Genomic DNA, 22,270 nt, shown 5'->3' with positions numbered 1-22,270 from the left:
CGTCGCGCACATCAACGCGGGCGCGTATCCGCGCCTACGTCACCCCGCGCCCTCACCGCGCCTACCCCCTTGCCGCAACTCTTAAAGAGTCGCGGCTTCGGACGGAGAGGATCGGCCCAAGTCTTTAAGAGTTGCGAAAGGAGGGGGCGGGTCAGGGGTGGGGGATGGGGAGGCCGGATTGGTAGGCGATGACGACGAGTTGGGCTCGGTCGCGGGCGTGGAGTTTGATGAGGGCGCGGCTGACGTGGGTGCGTACGGTGGCGGGGCTGACCACCAGGCCCGCGGCGATCTCGTCGTTGGACAGGCCGGTCGCCACCCAGCCCACGATCTCCCGCTCCCGCTCGGTGAGCAGGTGCAGCTCGGGGTGTACGCGCAGCGGCGGAGCCGCCCCCGGCGTCGCGCCGAACCGCTCGATCACCCGGCGGGTCACCGTCGGCGACAGCAGCGAGTCCCCGGCGGCCACCACCCGCACGGCGCGCAGCAGCTCGGCCGGCTCGGCGTCCTTGGTGAGGAAGCCCGACGCCCCGGCCCGCAGCGCCTCGAACACGTACTCGTCCAGCTCGAACGTGGTCAGCACGATCACGCGGGTGGGCCCGTCGAGGCGGCGCAGCACCTCCAGCCCGTCCATCCGCGGCATACGGATGTCGAGCAGCAGCACGTCCGGCCGCTGCTCGGCGACGAGGTCGAGCGCGCCGAGCCCGTCCTCGGCCTCGCCGACGAGTTCGAGGTCGGGTTCGCAGCTGAGCAGGGTGCGCATGGCCAGCCGCAGCAGTGCCTGGTCGTCGGCGAGCGCGACCCGGATCATGCGACCCCGCCCGGCACGGGCAGCGGGTTGCCGGCCGTGCTCGGCTCGGCGGCGCTGTCCGGGTGCGGGTTCACGGCCCCGCGCTGCGGTCCGGGGACCCGGGGTGCCGGGTCGGGGGCGTCGCCGTACGGGAGCACGGCGCGCACCTCGAAGCCGCCGCCGGGCAGCGGGCCCGCGTCGAGCGCGCCGTGCAGGGCGCGGGCGCGTTCGCGCATGCTGTCCAGGCCGGAGCCGCCGGGCAGCGGGGTTCCGCCACGGCCGTCGTCGGTGACGGTCAGTGCCACCTCGTGCGGGCCGTAGGTCACCTCGACGGTGGCCCGCCGGGCGGCGGCGTGGCGCAGCACGTTGGTCAGGGCCTCCTGCGCGATGCGGTATCCGGCCAGGTCGACCGCGTGCCGCAGCGGCCGGGCGGTCCCGTGCACGGTGAGCCGGACCGTGAGCCGGTCGGAGGTGGTCGCCGCGGCGAGTTCGGGCAGCAGGCCCAGCCCGGCCGCGGGGCGCTCGGGGGCGGGGCAGACGCCGGTGAATGCGGACAGGGTGACCCGCAGTTCGTCCAGGGCGGCGGTGCCGGCCTGCCGGATCGCCCGCAGCGACTCCTCGACCTGCGGCGCGGTGTCCGGGCTCCGGCTGAGCACGTGCAGGGCCGCGCCGGCGTTCATGCTGATCACGGCGAGGCTGTGGCCGACCACGTCGTGCACCTCCTGGGCCATGCGCAGGCGCTCCTCGTACGCGTGCCGCCGTCGCTCCTCGATCGCCGACTGCTCCAGCGAGTGTCGCCGCACGCGCACCGCGATGCCCGCGATCAGCGGGGTGGCCAGCCAGAAGGTGGTGGTGGCCAGGTTGAACAGCACCCCGTCGGGTTCCTTCTCGACCCACGCGCTCAGCCAGACGTAGAGCACGACGAGCACGGACGTCACGGTGACGGACCAGCCCGTGCCGCGCCAGGCGGCCAGCGAGTACACGGTGATCATGACGTACAGGAACAGCGGTCCGTACGGGTAGCCGGCGCCGATGAACACGGTGACCACGGCGAAGGTGACGGTGCAGGCGAGCACCGCCCAGCGGCGGCGCACCACCAGGGCCAGGGCGCCGAGGGCGAGCAGCGCCAGCGCGGTGGTGTCCAGCCGGAGCCGGTCGGGCTGCTCGCTCTGCGTGGGGAACGAGCAGCCGATCACCAGGACGCCGACGACCAGTGCGAACAGGGTGTCGGCGAGCTGGGGGCGGGCGGCCAGGCGTTGGAGCAGGTGCACAGGTGCGAGGTTACGGAGTCGGCGGGTCCGGCCGCATCCGCGCGGGGGCGTACGTCGAGCTGCGTACGCAGCGGATCACACCGGTGGTCGGGGCAAATGGGTTGTTTTGCCGATAACCGGCGGTGACTGACCGGAGACTGTTCATGGATACGCCGATGGGAGGGGTTGTCTGTGGGCACGTGTGAGGTCTGCAAGAACGACTACTGGCTGTCGTTCGAGGTGCACACCGCGGGTGGCGCGGTGCACGTCTTCGACTCGTTCGAGTGCGCGGCGCACATGCTGGCGCCGGTGTGCGAGCACTGCGCCTGCAAGATCATCGGGCACGGGGTCGAGGTGTCAGGGCATTTCTACTGCTGTGCGCACTGCGCCCGGTCGGCCGACGCGCGGGAGGGTTTCAAGATCCGCGACGCCGTCGGTGTGCATCCGGGCTGAGACCTCCGGGTGCTCGAAGGCTCCGTTTCTGCCGAAGACCGGCGCGAACGGAGCTTTTCCCTATAAAAAGGGTATGAGTCGGGCGGACAGTACCGCCGGGTGGCGGATGTTTCGCTGCGCCGGGTGCCGGATCGTGGATGTCACGGAAGCACCGGCGCTCGTCGCTCCGCCATGCGGGCAGGCAGGCCAGGGCCTCCGCACCGACCACGACACGAGCCGGCAGCTGGGAGATGAGCATGTACGTCACCGCGGACCACGCACTGTGCCTGATCGACCAGGCCGTGGCCACCGGCGGCGCGACCGCCCACGACGCCGGCTCGCTGCGCTCGGCGATCCGGGAGGCGTTCGCCAGCAACGCCCCCGTCGAGCACATCGCCACCCGTGCCCGCACCTCCATCCATGACGTGCTCACCGTCGTCAACGAGATGTACGCCGGACGCGCGGACCACTGACGTTCCTCGCACCCATCCCAACCCCACCCCGAACACGGCGGCCCACCCGCCACGTTCGGCCCCATGGCGCCGCCTGGGACATGCCTGACGACTAGGCTTGTCCCATGGCGGCGCCTGTGTTCGTGGGCCGCGATGCCGAGGTCGAACTCCTGCGAGGGCTGGCCCGATCGGCGGCCGCCGGAACCGGCTCCGCGATCCTCGTCGAGGGCGAACCCGGCATCGGCAAGACCAGCCTGCTGGACGCGGCCGCGGCCGAGTGCGGGCGGCTCGGCATGCGGGTGCAGCGGGGCGCGGCCGAGGACCTCGAACAGCGGCTGCCCTTCTCCGCCATCGGCGCGTGCCTCGGGCTGCTGACCGTCACCGACGATCCGGCCCAGGCCCGGGTGGCGCGGCTGCTGCGCGGCGAGGGCGTGCTGGCGCTGAGCGCGGCCGCGGCCAACCACCAGCTCGCGGTCACCGAGGCGATCCTCGACCTGGTCGACGCCTGGTGCGCGGCCGGCCCCGTCGCGGTCATCGTCGACGACGTGCAGTGGGCCGACCCGGCCAGCCTGGTGGTGCTGCACCGCCTCGGCCGCGGCATCGACGAGTACCCGCTGCTGGTCGTGGTCGCCACCCGGGCCACCGGCCGCGCGGAGGCCGCCGGGCTGCTGCGCAGCCTGCAGTCGCGCGGCGCCGACCTGGTCGAACTGGCCGCGCTGCCCGAGAACGCGGTCACCGCGCTGGTCACCGACCGGCTCGGCGCGCCGCCGGGTCCGCGGCTGGCCCGGCTGGTGGCGGGTGCGGGCGGCCACCCGTTCTACGTCACGGAACTGCTGGCCGCGCTGACGCGCGAGGACCGGATCCGGGTGGTGCGCGGCACCGCGGAACTGACGCCGCACGCCGCCGACGCGGGTATGCCGCGCTCGCTGCTCGACATGATCATGCGCAGGCTGTCCTTCCTGCCCCGCAAGGAGCGCGAGACGCTGCAGCAGGCGGCCGTGCTGGGCCGCGCCATCGACGTCGGAGAACTGGCGGCGGTGCTGGAGATGCCGCCGATGGCGCTGTCGGAGGTCATGTTCGCGGCGCTGGACGCCGGCGTGGTCGTCGACGCCGGGCCGTACCTGGAGTTCCGCCACGCGCTGATCCGCCAGGCGCTGTGCGAGGGCGTGCCCGCGCAGATGCGCACGGCGCTGCACCTGCGCGCCGGGCAGGTGCTCACCGCGTCCGGGGCCCCGGTGGAGCGGGTGGCCGAACACCTGGTCGCGGGCACCGCCCTCGACGCGGCGACGCTGGACTGGCTGGTCGCCTCCGCCGACGAGCTGATGGCCCGCGCCCCCGCCACGGCCGTACGGCTGCTGCGCCGGGCGCTGGCCGCGGTGTCCGAGGACCGGGCCGGGGAGCTGCGTTTCCACCTGGTGCGGGCGCTGATCTGGGAGAGCAGCCTGGGCGAGGCCGAGCAGACGGCCCGGGAGGCGATCCGGCTCGACCCCGACCCGCACCGGCGCAGCACGCTGTACTGGCTGCTCATGGACGCGCTGTTCCGGCAGGGCCGGCAGGCCGAGGCGGTACGGGTCGCGACGGCGGCGCTGGCGGCCGACGACCTGCCCGCAGCCGACGTCGGGCGCTTGCATGGTTTCTGCGCGAAGTGCCGGTTCTTCCTGCGCGAACATCCGGCGGCCGCGTCCGCCGCGGCGCTCGCGATCACGCACGGCGAGCAGGCCGGCGACGGGTACGCGGTGGGGCTGGGGCGGCTCGTGCAGGGTGTGCTGCGTTTCGTCGAGGGCGACATCGGGCAGGGGCTGGCACTGAGCGAGCAGGCCATCGCCGACCTCGGCCGGGGCGTGCTGCCGGACATGCCCGCGGGCCAGTGCGTGCTGCGCGGCTACTGCCTGCTGCAACTGGACCGGTTGGACGAGGCCGAGCAGGAGCTGGCCGACGCGCTGGCGAGCAACCAGCGTTACGGCGGGCCGTACCTGACGCTGGTCCACGCGCTGCGGGCGCAGCTGCGCTTCCTCACCGGGGCCTGGGACGACGCGCTCGCCGAGATCGAAGCCGGGCTGGAGTATCCGGACCCGCTGGGCGACAAGCCGTGGCTGCGCGGCCTGCGCCGGCTCATCGCGATCCACCGCGGCGAACCGGTGCCGGAGGCGACGATCGTGGCGCAGGGCCAGGGCGGCGCGGCCGAGGCGCAGTACGTCTACCTGGACACCTGGGCGCGGGTGCTGCAGGAGGAGCCCGCGCGGGCGTTGCACTGCCTCGACCTGTTCTACCCGTTCTGGGAGCACGCCTCCGCGCGGGATCACCTGCCGCACCGGGTGATGTACCACATCTGCCCCGACCTGGCCCGGCTGGCGGCCGCGGCGGGCGACCGGGACCGGGCCGCCGCGCTCGTCGCCAAGACCGAGGAGTTGGCCGCCGCGCAGCCCGCGGTGAGCCTGACCGCGACCGCCCAGCTGTGCCGAGGGCTGGCCGAGGATGACCCGGAGCTGCTGATGGCCGCCGCGGAGTCCTATACCGCCTGCGGCTGGCGGCTGTACGAGGCGCAGGCCCGCGAGGACGCCGCCGTGGCGTACGCGGCGCGCGGCGAGTCCGAACCGGCGCGTGCCGCGCTGACCCGGGCGCTGGACCTCTACGCCGCGATGGACGCCAGACGCGACATCTTCCGGGCCGACGCGCGGCTGCGCCGGCTCGGGGTGCGCCGCGGCCGGGCCGGTTCCCGCAAGCGCCCCAAACACGGCTGGGAGGCGCTCACCGAGACCGAGCACCGGGTCGCGCTGCTGGTCGCCTCGGGTCTGTCCAACCCCGACATCGCCGCGCAGCTGTTCCTGTCCCGGCGCACCGTCCAGTCGCACGTGTCGAGCATCCTCGCCAAACTCGGCATCCACTCCCGCGTCGAACTCGCCGTCACCGCCCACCAGCGCACCGGCTCCACCTGACGCCCGAGCGGCGCGGGTCAGGACCAGCGGAGGTGCAGGGGCAGGACGCGGGCGCCGGTCATCAAACGCGGGTCGTAGAGTTCGACGCCGTCGGCGACGGCCAGGTCGGCGCAGCGGCGCAGCAGGGTCTGCACGGCGATGCGGCCCTCCAGCCGGGCCAGCGGCGCGCCGATGCAGAAGTGGATGCCGTGGCCGAAGCTCAGGTGCGGGTTCGGCGTACGCGCGATGTCGAAGGTGTCCGGCTCGACGAACTGGGCGGCGTCCCGGTTGGCCGAGGCCACCCACAGGATCAGCACCTTGCCCGCGGGCACCTGCCGCTCGCCGACCATGGCGGGGGCGGTGGTGAGCCGGGCCAGCCGGGGGAACGGCGAGCGGTAGCGCAGCACCTCCTCCAGCGCGGCCGGGACGCGCTCGGGGTCCGCACGCAGCGCGGCGGCGGCCCCGGGGTTCGCGTCCAGGCAGAGCACCGTGTTCGTGAGCAGCGTCGTCGTGGTGATGTGCCCGGCGATGAGCAGCACGCCGAGGAAGCCGACGATCTCCTCGTCGGTGAGGTGCTCGCCGTCGACCTCGGCCTCGATCAGGGCGTTGGTGAGGTCGTCGGCCGGGTTCGCGCGCCGCTGCCGGATGTGCGCCAGCAGGTAGTCGATCATGCCGCGCAGCCGCTTGCCGGCCTGCTGCATCATCTGCTCGTCCGGGATGACGGTGTCCGGCACCTGCGCGCTGAGCAGCTCGTCGGCCCAGCGCCGGAAGACGTCGCGGTCGCTTGCGGGCACCCCGATCAGCTCGGCGATCACCGTCACCGGCAGCGGGTACGCCAGCGCCTGCACCAGATCGACGCGCTCCCGTCCGGCCACCTGGTCGAGCAGCTCGTCGGTGATCGTCTCGATGCGCGGGGCGAGCCCGGCGACCACCCGCGGGGTGAACGCCTTGCTCACGATGCGGCGCATCTTGGTGTGCTGGGGCGGGTCCATGCGCACGAAGTTGCCGCGGCTGAACAGCTCGATCTCCTCCTGCGGCGGGACCAGCCCGGTCAGGTCGGAGGAGAAGACCGCCGGATCGGAGAGCACCTTCTCGATGTCGGCGTACCGGAAGACCTGGTAGGCGCCGTAGTGCTCGTCCCAGCTGACCGGGTCGCGCTCGCGCATCCGGGCGAACCAGCCCAGCACCTCGTCCAGCCGTCCGGGCACCTCGGCGAAGCTCGTGCTCTTGTCGACAGTCACCACAGCCATCACTCCCCGTCGATAACTTTGTCATCTTACCGGTGTATCACAGGCATTTTGCCTGATATGCGGAAGTGATCATGTTTTCCGGTGCGCGCGGAGCGGTGCGCCAGTCGCCCCGCACCGTCGCATTCATGACGCGGGGCGCTGCACTTACCATTTGTCATGTTCGATGGATCGAAGGCCGCTGTCAGGGGAGCTTTCCGCGCCGACGAGACGATCGAGATCGGAATGATCGTGAGTCGTAAATGGAAGATCTGATGACAAACACTGTCCGTGTGGCTATTCCTCACCCCTTGTTATATCGGCGGAGTTCATCGTACGATCGGCCGTCTGATGCGGGGGGATCCGCTTACATCGCAACGACTTCTGGCAGGTGAAGGACTCAGCGAGGCTCGTCGGGGACGAGGGGGGCGCATGATTCCGTACAGCCGAAGAGGACGGTCGGTCGCCGCCGCGGCCCTGCTGGCCGCTGCCTCTCTGGTGGCGTTCACCGGGTGCGCGGCCGAGGTGCCGATGCCCGAGACGCCGCCGACCCAGGCCGCGGTGCGCTCGTCGCCCGGCCCGAAGCTCAGCGACGACCAGCAGCGCACGGTGGACACCGCCTGGACGGCGTTCCAGAAGCTGAACGGCATCTACCTCGCCGCCGGTCAGACCGGCAAGTACGACTGGAACAAGGACATCACGCGCCGCCCGCTCTACCGGTACGCGGGCGGCCGCTACATGGCCCTGCTGGAGCGGGACCTCGGGCTGCTCGCCGAGCAGGGGCTGATCCGCACCGGAAAACCCACGGTCACGCTGCGCCGGGTCGTCTCGGTCAGCTCGACCTCGATCGTCGTGGAGGCCTGCGTGGACGACGCCGGCACGGACACCGTCAACAAGAAGACCCGCAAATCCGTCGCGGCTCCCGGGCAGAACAAGCGCTACCCGGTGACGCTGCGCGCCGGGCTCTACCCGGACAGCCTCTGGCGCTGGGTGGACTCGCACACCGACCGGGCGGCGTCGTGCTGACCCGGACCCGCGTGCTGGCCGCGCTCGCCATGACCGCCGTGACGCTGGCGCTCACCCTGGTCGTGACGCAGAGCCCCGCCCACGCCGACTACATCTACTGCCCGCCCAACAACGGCCCCTGCGTCCTCATCGTCACCGGTGGCGGCGGGGGAGGCGGGGGTGGCGGCGGGGGAGGCGGCGGTGGCGGCAACGGCATCGACTGCGAGCACGAGGACCTCGGCCTCATTCCCTGCCACGACGTGAGCATGGGCTGGTTCAACCACACCGACAGCTGTTACTACAAGCGCATGGAGCTGGCCGTCGACGACCCGCTCTGGGGCGGCAACGACCCGGCCGAGGGCTTCATGTACGCCGTCTGGTGCTACGGCGGCCTCTCCGCGGGCTGGCAGCAGGGCAGCGATGAGTACCTGACCGAACCGCCGCCGGGTTATGGCGCGATGCCCTCGCCGATGGCGCTGGCCGTGCAGGCGATCAAGGAGATGGGACTCACCGGGCCCGACATCGGGCTGGCACCCGACCCCGCCGGCGTGGGCCTGGTCGGCCTGCCGGTGTGGATGTGGACCCGGGTGAACTCGACCACCTGGGGCACGGTCACCGAGGATGCGGAGGTTCCCGGACTGAGGGTCGTCGCCACCGCGACGGCCATGAAGATCGACTGGAGCATGGGCGACGGAAGCGTCGTCGAGTGCGACTCGCCCGGCACGCCGTACGACCCCGCCGAAGGCAACAAGCCGTCACCGGACTGCGGGCACCGGTACACCCGGCCTTCCCGTGGCGAGGAGGACGGAAAGTACGCCGTCCGCGGCACCACCACCTGGCACGTGGAGTGGCACGTCGACGGCGGCGGCGAGAGCGGCGTCATCGACCTCGAGCGGTACACCGACACCGCGGTCCGGATCGACGAGATGCAGGTAGTGAACAAGTGAGCCGGCGTCCGGCCGGCGGGAACGTCGAGAAACGAGGCAAGGCGGCATGAGCGTCAACACCAGTGCGCCCGCGCGGGCGCTGCCCGCAGCGCCGATCCCGGTGCCCCGCACCGCTCCCCGGCGCAGGTCGGTCGCCCAGGGCGCGCTCGCCGTGCTGCTCATCATCGTCGGCGCGCTGACGGCGGCGTACGTCGCGCAGCGCATCGGCAGCACGCAGGACTACCTGGCGATGGCCCGGCCGGTCGGCAAGGGCGCGCTGATCGCCCGCGAGGACCTGGTGGTGGTGCGGGTCAACCAGGCGGTGGGCCTGCGCCCGATCCTCGCCGCGAACGCCGCGCGGGTGATCGGCAAACGCGCCGTGATGGCGCTGGTCCCGGGCACGCTGCTGACGCTGGACCAGGTCACCGAGACACCGGTCCCGGCTCCCGGCCACCAGCTGATCGGCATCGCCCTCGGCGAGGACAAGATGCCGTCGGCCTCCCGGCTGTCGGTGGGCGCGCAGGTGCTGCTCGTCGTGGTGCCCGAGCGCGGCGGCGGGTCGAACGACGGCCCGGACCTGGTCCCGCCGCGCACCGTCACCGCCACCATCGTGCAGCTGGCCGCGGGCGCCAGGTCCGGCCAGTGGGTGATCAACGTGGAGGTGGCCACGGTGGACGCGCCGTCGGTGGCCGCCCTCGCCGCCGGCGACCGCATCGTGCTCGTCCTCGACGGATCGTGAGCCGCCGCCGATGACTCTGATCGCGATCGTCTCCGCCAAGGGCTCGCCCGGTGTCTCCACGGCCGCGTTGGCGTTCACGCTGACCTGGCCGTCGCCGGTGCTGCTGGCCGAATGCGACCCGGCCGGCGGTGACCTGCTGGCCGGTTACCTGGCCCGCTACGAGCTGCCCGCCGGCCGGGGGATGCTGCCGTTGGCGTCGGCGGCCCTGCGCGGCACGGCGGAGCAGGAACTCGCCGGCAACCTCATCGACCTGGACGCGCCCCGCCAGCAGCGGATGGCGCTGCCCGGGCTGACCGAGCCCGGTCAGAGCGCGACCCTGAACCTCGCCTGGACGAGCCTCGGCGAGTTCTTCTCCCGGATGACGGCGCAGATGGTGATCGCCGACTGCGGGCGGCTGTCGTCGGCACACCCGCCGTGGGCGCTGCTGGCGCGGGCCGACCTGGTGCTGCTGGCCCTGCGGCCGCACTCGCTGCGCACGGTGTCGCCCGCGGTCTCCGCGGTCAGCGCGATGCGCCGCCAGTTGCCCGCCGGCTTCGTGGAGAACAGCCTCGGCCTGCTCCTGATCGGGGGCGGGATCGCGGGGCGGGAGGTCTCCCGGCACCTGGGCGTGCCGGTGGTGGCGAGCCTGCCGTGGGACGCCGCGACCGCGGGGGCGCTGTGCGGCGACGGCCGGGGCCGCCGCCGGGCCGCGCTGATGCGCAAGTCGGCCGCGGCGTACGAGAACGTCACCGGTCTGATCGCGAACCGCCGGATGGACAGCGCCCTGTCGCGCCGCGACACCGAGCCGCTGCCGGTGACGCCGTGACGGCCCCGCGGTTCATCCCGATCCCGCCGGAACCCGCGGCGGTGCCCCGGGTCAACGGCCACGCACGGGTGGGCTACCAGCCCCAGCCGCCCGGCGCGCACGCCGCGCCCGCGACGCCGGTGGACTACGCGGTGGTCCGCCAACTGCAGGGCCGGGTCACCGAGACGCTGACCCGGCTGCTGGCCGACTCCGCCAACGTCACCGCGGCGTATCGGCGGGAGACGGCGTCGCGCATCGGCCGCGAGATCATCGCCGACTACGTGGTCGCGATGGCGCACGCGGGCACCCCGGTCAGCCCCGCGTACGAGCAGGCGCTGCTCGACGCGGTGGTGGCCGGCATGTTCGGGGCGGGCCGGCTGCAGCGGCTGCTGGACGATCCGAAGATCACCAACGTGCACATCATCGGCTGCGACCAGGTGCTGCTGCACCACGCCGACGGCAGCCGCAGCCGGGGCGAGCCGGTCGCCGACACCGACGACGAGCTGATCGGCATGCTGCAGGTGCTGGCGATGCGGGTGGCGGCCACCGAGCGCCAGCTGTCGGAGTCCAATCCCGAGCTGGACATGCAGCTGCCCGACGGCTCCCGGATGACGGTGCTGTACAAGGTGTCGCCGCGGCCGGTCGTGTACATCCGCAAGCACAGTCTGTTCACGGCGACGCTGGAGGAGCTGCGCGACCGCTGGGGCATGATCGACCTGCTGCTGTACCGCTTCCTGATCAAGGCGCTGGAGTCCGGCGCGAACATCATGATCGCGGGGCTGGCCGCGTCCGGCAAGACCACGCTGCTGCGCGCGCTGGGGCGCACGATCCCGGCCGGCGAGCCGTACATCACCCTGGAGGAGTCCCGCGAGCTGGGGCTGCACGAGTCCGTGCACCCGTCGGACGAGAACTGGGTGATCAGCCTCGAAGCCCTGCAGGGCCACGGGGAGTACGACAACAACGGCAAGCGCCGCGGCGAGAAGACCCTGCACGACATGATGCCGATCACCCAGCGGCTCGGCGTGCGTCGGGTGATCGTCGGTGAGACACGCGGCCGCGAGATCGTGCCGATGCTGCGCGCGATGACGGTCAGCCGGGGTGCGATGTGCACCATCCACGCCCGCCAGGCCCGCGAGGTGATGGACTCGATCGTGCAGCTGGCCTGCTCGTACGGCAACGACATCGGCGCGGACCAGGCGCTGCGCATGGCGGCCCAGGGTATCGACCTGATCGTGTACACGGCGGTCGTCGACGAGCGCGCCATCGGCGGCGGGGAGCACCGGTTCGTCTCCCACGTCATCGAGGTCGGCGGCATGCGCGAGGACCGCGTGGTCACCACGACGGTGTTCGGGCCGGGTCCGGACGGCCGGGCCGTGCCCCGTCACCTGCCGGAGCGCATCCGCGACGACCTGATGGACGTCGGCTACGACCCGCGCGAGCTGGTGCCCTACATCGAGGCCGGGCCGCACAACCGGGGCGCCTGGACCAGGGAGCTGCACGTCAAGCGGGTGCGCCAATGATCCAGATCCTCGCGGCGCTGTCCGTGCTCACGGCGGGCTCCGGTGTCGTGCTGGCGGTGCTGTTCATCGTCGGCACGCGCCGCCCGGCGGGCCCGGCCTCGCCGACCCGGCTGTGGCTGCGCCGGTTCTGGCGCGGGCCGGGGCGCACCGCCGCCCAGCGCCATACCCGCCAGGGGGTGCTGGTCTTCGCGGTGTGCGCGGGTGCGGTGGCCTGGCTGGTCACGGGGTGGCCGGTCGGTGGGATCATCGTCGCGCTGGCGGTGCCCGGGGTGCCGTGGCTGTTCTCCGCGGCCACCGCCGAGAAGAAGGCGCTGGCCCGGCTGGCGGCGCTGGAGGCGTGGACTCGGCGGGTCAGCGACTACGTGCGCAACGGCATCGGGTTGCAGGCCGCCATCGTCGCCACGGCCCGCACCGCGCCGCCGCTGCTGGCGACCGAGATCCGTACGCTGGCCGCGCGCCTGCAGGCGGGCACCGGCCTGCCGGGGGCGCTGCGCGCGTTCGCCGACGAACTCGACGACCCCAGCTGCGACGAGGTGGTCGCGCCGCTCATCCTGCAGTCGGCCGACGGCGGCGAGGGACTGCACCTGGCCCTGCTGGACATCGCCAACGGATTGTCGGAGGAGATCGTCGCGCGGGCCACCGTGGACAGCGAACGCTCCTCGGCCCGCTTCACCGTGCGCTTCCTGACCGGGGTGACCGTGGTGCTGGTGCTGTTCGGCGCGCTGAACCCCGGCTACGCCGCGCCCTACCGCACTCCGCTGGGCCAGCTGATCCTCGCCGCGCTGGCCGGCCTGTACGTGGCGCTGATGATGTGGATCCGCGGGCTGTCGCTGCCGGAGCGGCTGCCGCGGCTGCTGCGCTCGGAGACCGCCGCCGCACCGGTGGAGGTGGCGCCGTGATCAACGGCAACCTGTGGCTGGCGTTGGGCATCGCGGGTGGCGCGGTCGCCGGGTTCGGGGTGTATCTGCTGGTCATGCAGTTCGTGCCGGCCACGCCCGCGCTCGGCCCGGCGCTGCGGCGGCTGCACCCGGGGGCGGATCCGAGTTTCGCCGCCCCGGAGCACGCTCCGGCCGTGGACGGCGACTGGTTGTCGAGGCTGCGGCTGCCCATGGCCGACCTGGCGATCCTGGACCGCACCCCGGAGCGGCACGTGTCCGGCGTCGCGCTGTCGGCGCTGCTCGGGCTGGTGCTGCCGGTGCTGGTGACGGTGGTGCTGGTCGCGACGGGGCGTTCGGTGCCGTTCGCGGTGCCGGTGGCGCTGACCATGGTGCTGGCGCTGGGCATGGGCGCGCTCGCGCACTACGACATGCTCAACAAGGCCAAGTCGGCGCGCGCGGAGTTCGTCCGGGCGCTGTGCACGTACGCGACGCTGACCGCGCACCAGGTGCGTTCGGGCCACGGCGCGGTGGAGGCGATGGAGCGCTCGGCGCGCATCTGCGACGGCTGGCCGTACGTGCGGCTGCGGACCGCGCTGCTCAGCGCGCAGTTGCAGATGAGAGCGCCGTGGGACGAGCTGAAGGGCCTCGCGACGACCATCGGCGTGGTCGAGCTGACCAGCTTCGCCGACATCATGCGCAGCGCCGGCAACGACGGCGCCCAGGTGTACCAGACGCTGCGCGCCCAGGCGGCGTCCCTGCGCGACCAGATCCGGGTCCGGGCCCTGGAGGTGGCCAAGACGCGCACCTCCAAGCTGGACATCCCATCCACGATGATGATCATGATCTTGCTGGTCCTGGTCGGCTATCCGCTGATGGTGAGCCTGTTCAACCAACGATGAGGAGTAGAGGCGATATGTTCAACACGTTCTGCGCCGCGGTCGAGGTCCGCCTGCGCACCCTGCTGTCCCCGGCCGTCCGGGACCGCGGCGAAGGTCCCGTGCCGCACATCGTGATGGTCACCATCATGGCGCTCGCCGCGGCCGCCATCGCCTTCGCGGTGTGGGAGATCGCGCAGGGGTGGATCGAGCAGGTCCCCGTCGACGCGCCAGACGCGCCGGCCGGTCCGTGACCTCGCGCCCGCTCCGTGACCGGCTCCGTGGGTGGAGCCGGTCACGGGCGTGCCCGGACCGCGGCGGGGCCGCCGTCGAGTTCGCGATCATCGCCGCGCCGCTGCTGTTGGTGTCGCTGATGGTGGTGCAGACGGGGCTCTACTTCTATGCCCGCTCCGTCGCGCTCGCGGCGGCGACCCAGGGCGCGTACGCGGGCCGCCAGCAGGGCGGCACCGACGCCTCGGCCAAGGCCAACGCGGAGGACTTCCTGCGCCGGATCGGGATCGGCCTGCAGGGCGCGGAGGTCACCGCGACCCGCAACGTCACGAACACCGAGGTGACCGTGGTCGTCACCGGGCGGGCGGTCAGCCTGCTGCCGTTCCTGAACCCGTTCGACGTCACGCAGCAGGCGCACGGGCCGGTGGAGAGGTGGGTGCCGTGAGCACGCCTGCCCGCCGCGGAGACCGCGGCTCGGCCGCCATCGAACTGGCCATCCTGGTGCCCTCGGTGCTGCTGTTCTTCGCCGCGGTGATCGTCGGCGGCCGGTACAGCCTGGCCCGGCAGGCCGGGGAGGCCGCCGCGTACGACGCCGCGCGCACCGCCAGCCTGGCCCGCACCGAGGGCGACGCCCGCAGCCAGGCGGAGACCGCCGCGCGCAACTCCTATCTGGCCGCGGGCCTCACCTGCGACCCGCTCGACGCGGAGCTGGTCGACCCCAGCGGGTTCCAGCAGCCGGTGGGCGTGGCCGCCACGGTCACCGTGCGGGTCGTCTGCGAGCTGCAGTTCGCCGACATCGCGATGCCGGGTGTGCCGGGCAGCTTCGTCATCGAGTCCTCCTTCACCAGCCCGCTCGACACGTACCGGAGCCGCACATGAGGTGGCGTGACGACCGGGGCAAGGCGACGGTCTTCGTGGTGATCATGGCGCAAGCCTGGGTCTTCGTGTTCGGCCTCGTCGTCGTCGGCGGCGGGCGGCTGCGGGCCTACCAGCGGGCCGACAACATCGCCGCCGAGGCCGCCCGCAGCGCCGGGCAGGCCATCAACCCGGCCCTCGCGATCCAGGGCGGCGACAAGATCATCGACTTGACGCTGGCCACCAACGCCGCGCAGGCCTACCTGAACACCGTCGGCGCGACCGGCACGGTCACCATCGCGCCCGACAACACGACGGTCACCGTCAGCGCCACGATCACCTACGAGAACCCCACCGGCCTGGCCTTCCTCGGCGGGGCGACGTGGCGCGCCACCGGCGAGGCCACCGCGACACTCCTCATCGGATAGACCTGCTCGGCCGGCCGAGCAGCCACACACGAAAGGGCGCGATCATGGCACCAGTCCGGCGCAACCGCCCCCACTGGACCCTGCGCCTGCTCGCCGGGTTGGCTTCGCTGACCGGGATCGTGGCGATCGTCGCGGGCGTGCCCGTGGCGCTGATGGAGCTCGCGGGCAACCCGCTGCCCCGGCAGATGCCCACGCTGGACGAGATCACCACCGCGCTGACCTCGCCCGACAACGGCGACCTGTTCCTGAACACGCTCGCGGTGGCCGGCTGGATCGCCTGGGCCACCTTCACGCTCAGCATCCTGGTGGAGATCGGGGCCCGGATCAGCGGCCGCCGCGCCGCCCGGCTGCCCGGCCTCGGCCTGCAGCAGCGGGTCGCGGCCGTGCTCGTGGGTGCGCTCATCGCGGTGTTCGCCGGGGCGAGCGTGGCGACCGCCGCGCTGCCGTCCCTGCCCGCGCCGAGCGCCGCCCGGCTCGTGGCGACCGCTCCGTCCGCGCCGTACGCCGGTGTGGTGGCCGCACCCCGGGTCGCGCCCGCCCTGGCGTACGCCGCGCCCTCGGTCGCGCCCGTGCAGGCCTACGCGGCTTCCGCGCCCATGCAGGCCCATGCGGCTCCCACGCCCGTGCAGGCCGTCGCGGCCGCGGTGGAACGGCACCAGGCCTCGCTCCGCGAACGCGTCGAACGTCCCGTGTACGTCGTCAAGAAGGGCGACTACCTCGGCTGCATCGCGCAGCGCTTCACCGGCGACTTCGACCGATACCAGCAGCTCGCGGCGCTGAATCCGCAGCTGATCCGCAACCCGAACCACATCGAGCCGGGCTGGCGGATCGTGCTGCCCGCGGACGCCCACGACCGGGGCCAGATCCGCCACGCGACCGGCAAGCTGCTGCTGCCCGCCGTCGAGACACCCGCACCCCAGCAGCCCACCACCCCGCAGCAGCCCGCCACGCCGCCCCCGCCCGCGACCCCGGCCCCGGCGACCCCGTCCCCGCAGGCCAGCCCGCCGCCGGCGGCGCCCGCGCCGGCGACCGCGGTGACGCCCTCGGCCCCGGCCCCGGCCACCTCGGCGGTGCCCGCCCCGGCGACCCGCCCGAACGTGATACCGCTGGACGAGACCGACCCCGGCACCGGCCGGACCAAGGTGCTCGCCGCCGGCGCCGGGCTGGCGCTGGCCGGGGTGCTCGCCGGGCACGTCGTGGTGCGCCGCCGGATCCGTCGCCTGCACCGGCTGCGGGTGGGCCGCCGCCGGGGCGTCGGCGGTGTTCGCAGCCCGCTCGGCTACCGGACCCGTGAGGTGCCGCCGCGCCACCGTGCCACCGAACGCCTCGACGCCGGGCTGCGCCAGCTCACCGCAGGGCTGCGCGGGCGCGCCCCGTGGGAGATGCCCGACATCGCCGCTGCCTGGGAGCACGGCGGCGACCTCGCGATCATCCTCGCCGCCCCGTGCGCGGACCCGCCGGAGCCGTTCGACGTGCAGTGGCCCAACACCTGGTCGCTGTCGGCGTCGTCGTGGCTGCCCGATCGCGTCGACACCCCGTCGCTGCTGCCCGGCCTGCTCAAGATCGGCACCTGGCCGCAGGGCGGCGAGCTGTTCGTCGACGGCGAGCGCACCGGCCTGCTGACCCTGCTCGGCGACCCGCAGCGCTGCGACGACCTGCTGCGCTACCTGGTCGCCGAGGCCGCCACCGCCAGCTGGGCCGACGAGGCCGCGGTGACCGTCGCGGGCCTGAGCAGCGCGGACATGCGAGCCCTCGGCGCGCTCAGCGACCGGGTGCGCACCAGCTCGTCGGTCAGCGACGCCCTGGCCCGCATCGGCCGCCGCGCCGCCGCCAACGCCGCCGTGCTGCACGACTCGCAGACCGCAGACATGCCGACGGCCCGCATCAACAACGTGACCGGCGACGCCTGGGGCATCCAGCTGCTGTTCGTGGCCGACCCGTGGGGCGAGCACACCGAGCAGCTGCGCGACCTGGACGCGCTGCTGGCCGACCTGGGCCGGGTCGGGGTCGCGGTGATCGCCACGCATCCCACCGGCACGCGCTGGTCGGCGAGCATCTCCGCCGACGGCGGCGTGCACATGTCCTGGCTGGCCGTCACCGACATCACCGCCTGCGAGCTGACCAGCGCCCGGTTGGCCGCGCACGTGGCCGGGCTGGCCCAGGTGGCCCGGGTGCCGGTGCAGTCCACCGGGCCCCGCCACCGCCTGCGCTGAAACCCCGACGACCGCCCACCGGGCGGCCCGTTACGGTGTCGGCCATGCCAAAGCTTCTCGTCGAGCGTGCCATGGAACTCATGTGCGCCAACTACGTGTTCCCCGAGCGTGCGGTCCCGGCGGCGGCCGACGTTCGCCGCCGCCTGACCGAGGGCGAGTACGACGGCCTGGACGAGGCGGCGCTCGCCGAGGCGCTCACCCTGCGGCTGGCCGAGCACTGCGCCGACAAGCATCTGCGGGTACGCGTCCGCGACCCCCGCCTGCACACCACCGTCGACCCCGCCGAGGCCGACGCCGTCTACCGCGAGCACCTGCGCGTCACCAACCACGGCATCGCCCGCGTGGAACGCCTCGACGGCAACGTCGGCTGCCTCGACCTCCGTGGCATCACCATGGCCGGGCTGGGCGGCCGGGCGATCGCGGCCGCGATGGAACTGGTCTCCCAGACCGAGGCGCTGATCATCGACCTGCGCCGCAACCGTGGCGGCTCACCCGACGGCGCCATCTTCTGGACCAGCTACTTCTTCCCCGACGGCGAGACCCACCTCAACAGCATCGAGTCCGGCGCGGGCACCTCGCTGCGCCAGTACTGGAGCGTGGCCTACCTGCCCGGCGAGCGCTACCTGGACCGTCCCGTATACGTCCTGACCAGCGACTCCACCTTCTCCGCCGGCGAGGAACTCAGCTACAACCTGCAGTCCCACGGCCGGGCGACGCTGATCGGCGATACCACTCGCGGCGGCGCGCACCCCACCGACCGCTTCCCGATCACCCCCACCCTGGAGATCACCGTCCCGGTGGCCCGCTCCATCAACCCGATCACCGGCACCAACTGGGAGGGCACCGGCGTCGTCCCCGACATCGCCGTCCCCGCCGACCAGGCCTTCCCCACCGCCTACCGCCTCGCCCTGGACCACGTGCTCGCCACCACGGCCTCCCCGGCAACCCGCGACGAGGCCCTCGCCGCCGCCGCTGTTCTTGGTTGATCATGAACTTATGGCAGTGTTCGACGGCGTGTCACTGCCATAACTTCATGATCACCGCGCGGTGGGTGGGCGCAGGTGGCGCTGGTAATCGGGTGAGGACAGGAAGGCGATGAGGGCGGGGCGGGCGTAGCTGGCCAGGTCCAGGGAGAGGATTTCGGCCGGGGGCACGAAGAGCATGGCGCGGCCCTCGCCGAGCACGACGTCGGCCTGGCGGGCGGTCGTGCGGCCGTGGAAGAGGTAGCCGTACAGCGGGCTCTCCGGCATCGGGCCCGCCCAGTACAGGGCCAGCTCGGCGACGCGCAGGCCGGTCTCCTCGTACAGCTCGCGGTGGGCGACCTCCAGGGGCTGCTCGCCGGGCTCGGCGACCCCGGCCGGGAAGGCCCACTGGTTCGGGAACGTCGGCGCGTGCTCGTCGCGCTCCTGCAGCAACAGCGCCCCGTCGGCGTCGACCAGCAGCACCCCGGCCACGAACTTCCGCATGGGCGGGGATCTTAGCCAGGTACGGCGTCCGGCAGGGACCGTCCTCCGGGCCGCCGTGGTGACGTCAGAACCCCGTGTCGCAGTACATGCCTCTGCCGCAGTCCACAACTATTTTGATGTGGCCACATCAAAATAGATGTAGCCGTGCCGGGACCGCTGTCAGTCGGCCGCCGCCACGCCCGGCCGACCGGGTCGACGCCGGCGGAGGACCCGTTCGAGTCGCGGCCGTGCCTGTCGGCGTAGCCTGGCCCGGGTCGGGGGAGGGGTGCCGGTGCGGGCGGATGTGATCACGACGTTGCGGGCGGCGGGCTGCGTGTTCGCCGAGGACGAGGCCGAGCTGCTGATCTCGGCGGCGGCCGGGCCGGCCGAGCTGGAGCAGATGGTCGCGCGCCGGGTCGCGGGGCTGCCGCTGGAGCACATCGTCGGCTTCGCCGAGTTCTGCGGGCGGCGCATCGCCGTGGACCCGGGCGTGTTCGTGCCGCGCCGGCGCACCGAGCTGCTGGTCGAGGAGGCCGCGCGCCTCCTGCGGCCGGGATCCGTGGTGCTGGACATGTGCTGCGGGTCGGGCGCGGCCGCGACCGTGCTGGCCGTGCAGGGCGGCATCGAGGTGCACGCCACCGACATCGAACCCGCCGCGGTGGCCTGCGCCCGGCGCAACGTGGAACCCCTCGGCGGCCACGTGTACGAGGGCGACCTCTACGAGCCCCTGCCGGACTCGCTGCGCGGCCGGGTGGACGTGCTGGTGGTGAACGTGCCGTACGTGCCGACGGACGCGATCGCGCTGATGCCGCCGGAGGCACGGCTGCACGAACCGGTGGTCGCCCTCGACGGCGGCCCCGACGGGCTCGACATCGCCCGCCGGGTGCTGGCCGGCGCGGGGGACTGGCTCGCCCCGCACGGCCACCTGCTCCTGGAGACCAGCGACGAGCAGGCGGACACGGCCTGCGCCCTGTTCGCCGCGACAGGACTGAGCCCGCGGCTGTCCCACTGCGACGAGCGTGGCGCGGTCGTGGTCGTCGGGCGACGGGCCTGAACGCCGCCGATTCGGTGATTGAGGCGCCCGCGGAAGAGGTTCGCGCGGAGCCGAGGCCGGGAGGCGGTCGACCTTCCGAGGGCTCTCAACACCGGATTGCACGACATCTTGCGCGGTGCGGGTACGGTGACCGCGTGCCGATCGCCGCCGCCTCCCGCTGGGCTCTGACCCTGTGGCTGGCCGTGCTGTGCGCCGGCGTGGCGGCGGACCAGCCGAGCCTCGGCACGGTGCTCGCCGGTGCGGCGGCCCTGCTGCTCATCACCGCCCTGGCGGTAGCCGCCCACGGCATCGCGGGCCGGCCGTCGAGCCGGGCCGCGATCGACCTCGCGCTGCGCGAACTGTCCAAGCACACCGGCGTGCTGCGCCAGCGCGACCCCGACGCGGCGGGCCGCCCCCGGCCGCGAGCACCCGGTTCCACCCCTCTGGCCTGCTGACCCGGCGCACACCGGGCGCGGCCCACACGGTCCGAGTCCACGCCCGCCGGTCGACCGACGTCCCGGCCGGGCAGCCGTACCCGCAGAGGGGTCTGCCTTCCATGTTCGCTTCGCTGTTCCATGCCGCGCACACCGCGGTCGTCCACCTGTCCACCCTGCTCGCTCCCGTCGGCGGCGTGGCCGCGGCGGTCGTCGCCGTGACCATGCTGGTCCGGCTGCTGCTCCACCCGCTGACCAGGGCCGCCGTACGCGGCGAGCGGGCCCGCGCCGCGCTCGCGCCGCAGCTGGCCGCCTTGCGCAAGAAGCACGGCAAGGACACGGCTGCTCTCGCCCAGGCCATGACGGACCTGCACCGCGAGGCGGGCGTGTCGCCGCTGGCCGGGTTCCTGCCGATGCTGCTCCAGGCGCCCGTATTCATCGTGCTGTACCAGCTGTTCGCGAGCGCCACGGTCGCCGGGCAGGCCAATGTGCTGCTGGACAGCACGCTGTTCGAGGTGCCGCTGAGCGCGCACCTGCTCGCCTCGTCGGCGGCGTGGCTGCCGCACCTGGCCGTGTTCGCCGGCGTGGTGGCGGTGCTGACGGCGCTCGCGTGGGCCTCGTCACAGCGGGCGGTACGCCTGGCGGCGCTGCAGCCGGAACCGCCGACGGGCCTGCTCGCTGCGCTGCCCCGGGTGCTGCCGTACACGATCCTGCTCAGCGCCGTGGTGTTGCCGCTGGCCGCGCTGCTCTACCTGGTCACCTCGACGGCGTGGACGGTCGCCGAGAACGCGCTGCTGCGCCGCGGCTACCCGGTCCTGGCCGCGGCCGTGCGCCCGGCGGAGGCGTGACTTCGGTCGGACAGCCGATCGCGAGCACCGGGGCTCGTCGGTAGCGTCCTGGCGTGACCAAGCATCGGGCGAACGAGGACGACGCGACGACGATCCTGCCCAGGCTGAGCCTGCCGGCGACAGTCGAGGAACTCGCGGCGCAGGAGCGGGCGCCGGAGCCGAGGCGCTCCCGGCGGCCGGTCGTGATCGTCGTCGCCGTCGCCGCCGTGCTCGGCACCGCGACGGCCGGCTGGGCGCTGACCCGGCCCTCCGACCAGGTGATCCCGCAGCCCGCGGCGCTGCCCACCGCGGGTTCGCGCGGATACGTCGACGGGTTCGGCGCGGTCAGCGAGTCTGCGGAGCCACCGGTGCGGGAGTTTCCGGGCGGCCCGGCGGCGCGGCCGTCCGCGCACCCGTCGGCGGCCGCGCCGTCGTCCGCGGCGCCGGTGCCGGGCCAGTCGCTGGCCCCGTCGGCGCTGCTGGCGGGCAGCCAGCGGTCGCTGCGGGCGGCCGACCGCCCGGACCGGTTCGTCCGGCAGAGCGGCGGCCTCGCCTCGCTCGTGAGCGTCACCCTGGCCAGCCCCGGCGGGGTGCGGCAGGCGGCCACGTTCACCGTCGCGGCGGGGCTGGCCGACAAGAGCTGCTTCTCGTTCGTCGGTGTGGACGGCGGCTACCTGCGGCACCGCGACTGGCGGATCCGCCATGAGCGCAGCGACGGGTCGTCGCTGTTCCGGGCCGATGCGACGTTCTGCGTCCGGCCGGGCAAGGTCGCGGGCGCGGTGTACCTGGAGTCGTACAACTACCGCGGCTACTACGTCCACCTGCGCGGCGAGGAGCTGTGGATCGACCGGTGGCGGGACCGGGACGACCGCTTCGACCGCGAGTGCGCCTTCGCGGTCAGCGCACCCTGGGGCTGACCTGCAATTTGCATGGTCCACGCCCATCCGTAGGCAGCCCCGGTTACTTGCGTATGGCTACGTAGCGCTCTACGGATTGTCGCCACAGCCGCGCTCGGCGA

24 protein-coding genes are annotated in these 22,270 nt (G+C 73.3%); 20 read left to right on the top strand and 4 right to left on the bottom strand.

The genetic code is table 11. The features are described from left to right. Nucleotides 1–151: 151 nt before the first annotated feature. Nucleotides 152–805 carry a response regulator gene (locus ACFQO7_RS15360; protein ID WP_376806960.1) on the bottom strand — a complete coding sequence of 218 codons (654 nt, stop codon included), beginning with the start codon at nucleotides 803–805 and terminating at the stop codon, nucleotides 152–154. Next, complete coding sequence (locus ACFQO7_RS15355) at nucleotides 802–2,055, bottom strand: sensor histidine kinase (protein WP_376806959.1); 1,254 nt, start codon at nucleotides 2,053–2,055, stop codon at nucleotides 802–804. Before ACFQO7_RS15355 ends, ACFQO7_RS15360 begins: the two co-directional genes overlap by 4 nt. Nucleotides 2,056–2,226: 171 nt before the next feature. Between ACFQO7_RS15355 and ACFQO7_RS15350 the strand changes: the two genes are divergently transcribed. The 3 genes from ACFQO7_RS15350 (at nucleotide 2,227) to ACFQO7_RS15340 (ending at nucleotide 5,854) form a co-directional block, all read left to right on the top strand. Beyond that, nucleotides 2,227–2,487: a Prokaryotic metallothionein gene (locus ACFQO7_RS15350; protein WP_376806958.1), complete on the top strand. Its 261-nt coding sequence runs from the start codon at nucleotides 2,227–2,229 to the stop codon at nucleotides 2,485–2,487. Nucleotides 2,488–2,723: 236 nt separating this feature from the next. Continuing rightward, a complete protein-coding gene (locus ACFQO7_RS15345; protein WP_376806957.1) occupies nucleotides 2,724–2,939 on the top strand; it encodes a hypothetical protein in 216 nt (71 codons plus the stop codon). 104 nt (nucleotides 2,940–3,043) lie between these two features. Next, nucleotides 3,044–5,854 (top strand): ATP-binding protein, encoded by a 2,811-nt coding sequence (locus ACFQO7_RS15340; protein WP_376806956.1) that lies wholly within the window; start codon nucleotides 3,044–3,046, stop codon nucleotides 5,852–5,854. 17 nt (nucleotides 5,855–5,871) lie between these two features. Here ACFQO7_RS15340 and ACFQO7_RS15335 read toward each other — a convergent pair whose 3' ends face one another. Continuing rightward, nucleotides 5,872–7,077: a cytochrome P450 gene (locus tag ACFQO7_RS15335; RefSeq protein ID WP_376806955.1), complete on the bottom strand. Its 1,206-nt coding sequence runs from the start codon at nucleotides 7,075–7,077 to the stop codon at nucleotides 5,872–5,874. A 414-nt stretch (nucleotides 7,078–7,491) separates the two neighbouring features. Here ACFQO7_RS15335 and ACFQO7_RS15330 point away from each other — a divergent pair, with 414 nt between their 5' ends. The 13 genes from ACFQO7_RS15330 to ACFQO7_RS15270 are packed head-to-tail and all read left to right on the top strand — an operon-like array spanning nucleotide 7,492 to nucleotide 18,499. Beyond that, nucleotides 7,492–8,085 (top strand): hypothetical protein, encoded by a 594-nt coding sequence (locus ACFQO7_RS15330; protein ID WP_376806954.1) that lies wholly within the window; start codon nucleotides 7,492–7,494, stop codon nucleotides 8,083–8,085. Next, on the top strand, nucleotides 8,079–9,011 hold the full coding sequence (locus ACFQO7_RS15325; protein WP_376806953.1) for a hypothetical protein: 933 nt from the start codon (nucleotides 8,079–8,081) through the stop codon (nucleotides 9,009–9,011). Before ACFQO7_RS15330 ends, ACFQO7_RS15325 begins: the two co-directional genes overlap by 7 nt. A 46-nt stretch (nucleotides 9,012–9,057) precedes the next feature. Continuing rightward, a complete protein-coding gene (locus ACFQO7_RS15320) occupies nucleotides 9,058–9,729 on the top strand; it encodes an SAF domain-containing protein (RefSeq protein ID WP_376806952.1) in 672 nt (223 codons plus the stop codon). Nucleotides 9,730–9,739: 10 nt separating this feature from the next. Beyond that, nucleotides 9,740–10,534, top strand: coding sequence for a ParA family protein (locus ACFQO7_RS15315; protein WP_360528570.1), 795 nt, complete (start codon nucleotides 9,740–9,742; stop codon nucleotides 10,532–10,534). Continuing rightward, nucleotides 10,531–12,033, top strand: coding sequence for a CpaF family protein (locus ACFQO7_RS15310; protein WP_376806951.1), 1,503 nt, complete (start codon nucleotides 10,531–10,533; stop codon nucleotides 12,031–12,033). The genes ACFQO7_RS15315 and ACFQO7_RS15310 overlap by 4 nt, the downstream gene beginning before the upstream one ends. Next, the gene (locus ACFQO7_RS15305) at nucleotides 12,030–12,932 is read left to right on the top strand and encodes a type II secretion system F family protein (RefSeq protein WP_376806950.1); all 903 of its coding nucleotides are present in this window, start codon (nucleotides 12,030–12,032) and stop codon (nucleotides 12,930–12,932) included. The genes ACFQO7_RS15310 and ACFQO7_RS15305 overlap by 4 nt, the downstream gene beginning before the upstream one ends. Next, a complete protein-coding gene (locus ACFQO7_RS15300; RefSeq protein ID WP_376806949.1) occupies nucleotides 12,929–13,810 on the top strand; it encodes a type II secretion system F family protein in 882 nt (293 codons plus the stop codon). The genes ACFQO7_RS15305 and ACFQO7_RS15300 overlap by 4 nt, the downstream gene beginning before the upstream one ends. 14 nt (nucleotides 13,811–13,824) lie before the next feature. Then, nucleotides 13,825–14,040 (top strand): hypothetical protein, encoded by a 216-nt coding sequence (locus ACFQO7_RS15295; RefSeq protein ID WP_376806948.1) that lies wholly within the window; start codon nucleotides 13,825–13,827, stop codon nucleotides 14,038–14,040. Continuing rightward, a complete protein-coding gene (locus ACFQO7_RS15290) occupies nucleotides 13,971–14,462 on the top strand; it encodes a TadE/TadG family type IV pilus assembly protein (protein WP_376806947.1) in 492 nt (163 codons plus the stop codon). Before ACFQO7_RS15295 ends, ACFQO7_RS15290 begins: the two co-directional genes overlap by 70 nt. Further along, nucleotides 14,459–14,896, top strand: coding sequence for a TadE family protein (locus ACFQO7_RS15285; RefSeq protein ID WP_376806946.1), 438 nt, complete (start codon nucleotides 14,459–14,461; stop codon nucleotides 14,894–14,896). The genes ACFQO7_RS15290 and ACFQO7_RS15285 overlap by 4 nt, the downstream gene beginning before the upstream one ends. Continuing rightward, nucleotides 14,893–15,300 (top strand): hypothetical protein, encoded by a 408-nt coding sequence (locus ACFQO7_RS15280; protein ID WP_376806945.1) that lies wholly within the window; start codon nucleotides 14,893–14,895, stop codon nucleotides 15,298–15,300. The genes ACFQO7_RS15285 and ACFQO7_RS15280 overlap by 4 nt, the downstream gene beginning before the upstream one ends. Nucleotides 15,301–15,344: 44 nt before the next feature. Then, on the top strand, nucleotides 15,345–17,513 hold the full coding sequence (locus ACFQO7_RS15275) for a LysM peptidoglycan-binding domain-containing protein (protein ID WP_376806944.1): 2,169 nt from the start codon (nucleotides 15,345–15,347) through the stop codon (nucleotides 17,511–17,513). A 44-nt stretch (nucleotides 17,514–17,557) separates the two neighbouring features. After that, nucleotides 17,558–18,499 carry a S41 family peptidase gene (locus ACFQO7_RS15270; protein WP_376806943.1) on the top strand — a complete coding sequence of 314 codons (942 nt, stop codon included), beginning with the start codon at nucleotides 17,558–17,560 and terminating at the stop codon, nucleotides 18,497–18,499. Between the two features lie 51 nt (nucleotides 18,500–18,550). On the opposite strand, the gene ACFQO7_RS15265 is transcribed toward ACFQO7_RS15270, so the two are convergent. Next, a complete protein-coding gene (locus ACFQO7_RS15265; protein WP_376806942.1) occupies nucleotides 18,551–18,979 on the bottom strand; it encodes an NUDIX domain-containing protein in 429 nt (142 codons plus the stop codon). A 265-nt stretch (nucleotides 18,980–19,244) separates the two neighbouring features. On the opposite strand from ACFQO7_RS15265, the gene ACFQO7_RS15260 reads away from it, so the two are divergent. From ACFQO7_RS15260 to ACFQO7_RS15245, 4 genes are all read left to right on the top strand, one after another. After that, nucleotides 19,245–20,012 carry a putative protein N(5)-glutamine methyltransferase gene (locus tag ACFQO7_RS15260; RefSeq protein WP_376806941.1) on the top strand — a complete coding sequence of 256 codons (768 nt, stop codon included), beginning with the start codon at nucleotides 19,245–19,247 and terminating at the stop codon, nucleotides 20,010–20,012. Between the two features lie 134 nt (nucleotides 20,013–20,146). After that, nucleotides 20,147–20,446 (top strand): DUF6412 domain-containing protein, encoded by a 300-nt coding sequence (locus ACFQO7_RS15255; protein WP_376806940.1) that lies wholly within the window; start codon nucleotides 20,147–20,149, stop codon nucleotides 20,444–20,446. Nucleotides 20,447–20,547: 101 nt separating this feature from the next. Next, the gene (locus ACFQO7_RS15250) at nucleotides 20,548–21,273 is read left to right on the top strand and encodes a YidC/Oxa1 family membrane protein insertase (RefSeq protein ID WP_376806939.1); all 726 of its coding nucleotides are present in this window, start codon (nucleotides 20,548–20,550) and stop codon (nucleotides 21,271–21,273) included. 53 nt (nucleotides 21,274–21,326) lie between these two features. Then, nucleotides 21,327–22,169, top strand: a complete 843-nt coding sequence (locus ACFQO7_RS15245; RefSeq protein ID WP_376806938.1) for an AbfB domain-containing protein — start codon at nucleotides 21,327–21,329, stop codon at nucleotides 22,167–22,169. The last annotated feature ends 101 nt before the right edge of the window (nucleotides 22,170–22,270 follow it).

This window comes from Catellatospora aurea, from assembly GCF_042663325.1.
Taxonomy (GTDB): domain Bacteria; phylum Actinomycetota; class Actinomycetes; order Mycobacteriales; family Micromonosporaceae; genus Catellatospora; species Catellatospora aurea.
Note: the sequence above shows the minus strand (reverse complement) of the source record. Positions and strands in the feature narration are given on the sequence as shown.

Bases quoted from the DNA above. Each gene is read 5' to 3' on its own strand.
- ACFQO7_RS15360 (WP_376806960.1), bottom strand. From the start codon at position 805: ATGATCCGGGTCGCGCTCGCCGACGACCAGGCACTGCTGCGGCTGGCC.
- ACFQO7_RS15345 (WP_376806957.1), top strand. From the start codon at position 2,724: ATGTACGTCACCGCGGACCACGCACTGTGCCTGATCGACCAGGCCGTG.
- ACFQO7_RS15340 (WP_376806956.1), top strand. From the start codon at position 3,044: ATGGCGGCGCCTGTGTTCGTGGGCCGCGATGCCGAGGTCGAACTCCTG.
- ACFQO7_RS15330 (WP_376806954.1), top strand. From the start codon at position 7,492: ATGATTCCGTACAGCCGAAGAGGACGGTCGGTCGCCGCCGCGGCCCTG.
- ACFQO7_RS15320 (WP_376806952.1), top strand. From the start codon at position 9,058: ATGAGCGTCAACACCAGTGCGCCCGCGCGGGCGCTGCCCGCAGCGCCG.
- ACFQO7_RS15315 (WP_360528570.1), top strand. From the start codon at position 9,740: ATGACTCTGATCGCGATCGTCTCCGCCAAGGGCTCGCCCGGTGTCTCC.
- ACFQO7_RS15305 (WP_376806950.1), top strand. From the start codon at position 12,030: ATGATCCAGATCCTCGCGGCGCTGTCCGTGCTCACGGCGGGCTCCGGT.
- ACFQO7_RS15295 (WP_376806948.1), top strand. From the start codon at position 13,825: ATGTTCAACACGTTCTGCGCCGCGGTCGAGGTCCGCCTGCGCACCCTG.
- ACFQO7_RS15280 (WP_376806945.1), top strand. From the start codon at position 14,893: ATGAGGTGGCGTGACGACCGGGGCAAGGCGACGGTCTTCGTGGTGATC.
- ACFQO7_RS15275 (WP_376806944.1), top strand. From the start codon at position 15,345: ATGGCACCAGTCCGGCGCAACCGCCCCCACTGGACCCTGCGCCTGCTC.
- ACFQO7_RS15270 (WP_376806943.1), top strand. From the start codon at position 17,558: ATGCCAAAGCTTCTCGTCGAGCGTGCCATGGAACTCATGTGCGCCAAC.
- ACFQO7_RS15265 (WP_376806942.1), bottom strand. From the start codon at position 18,979: ATGCGGAAGTTCGTGGCCGGGGTGCTGCTGGTCGACGCCGACGGGGCG.
- ACFQO7_RS15250 (WP_376806939.1), top strand. From the start codon at position 20,548: ATGTTCGCTTCGCTGTTCCATGCCGCGCACACCGCGGTCGTCCACCTG.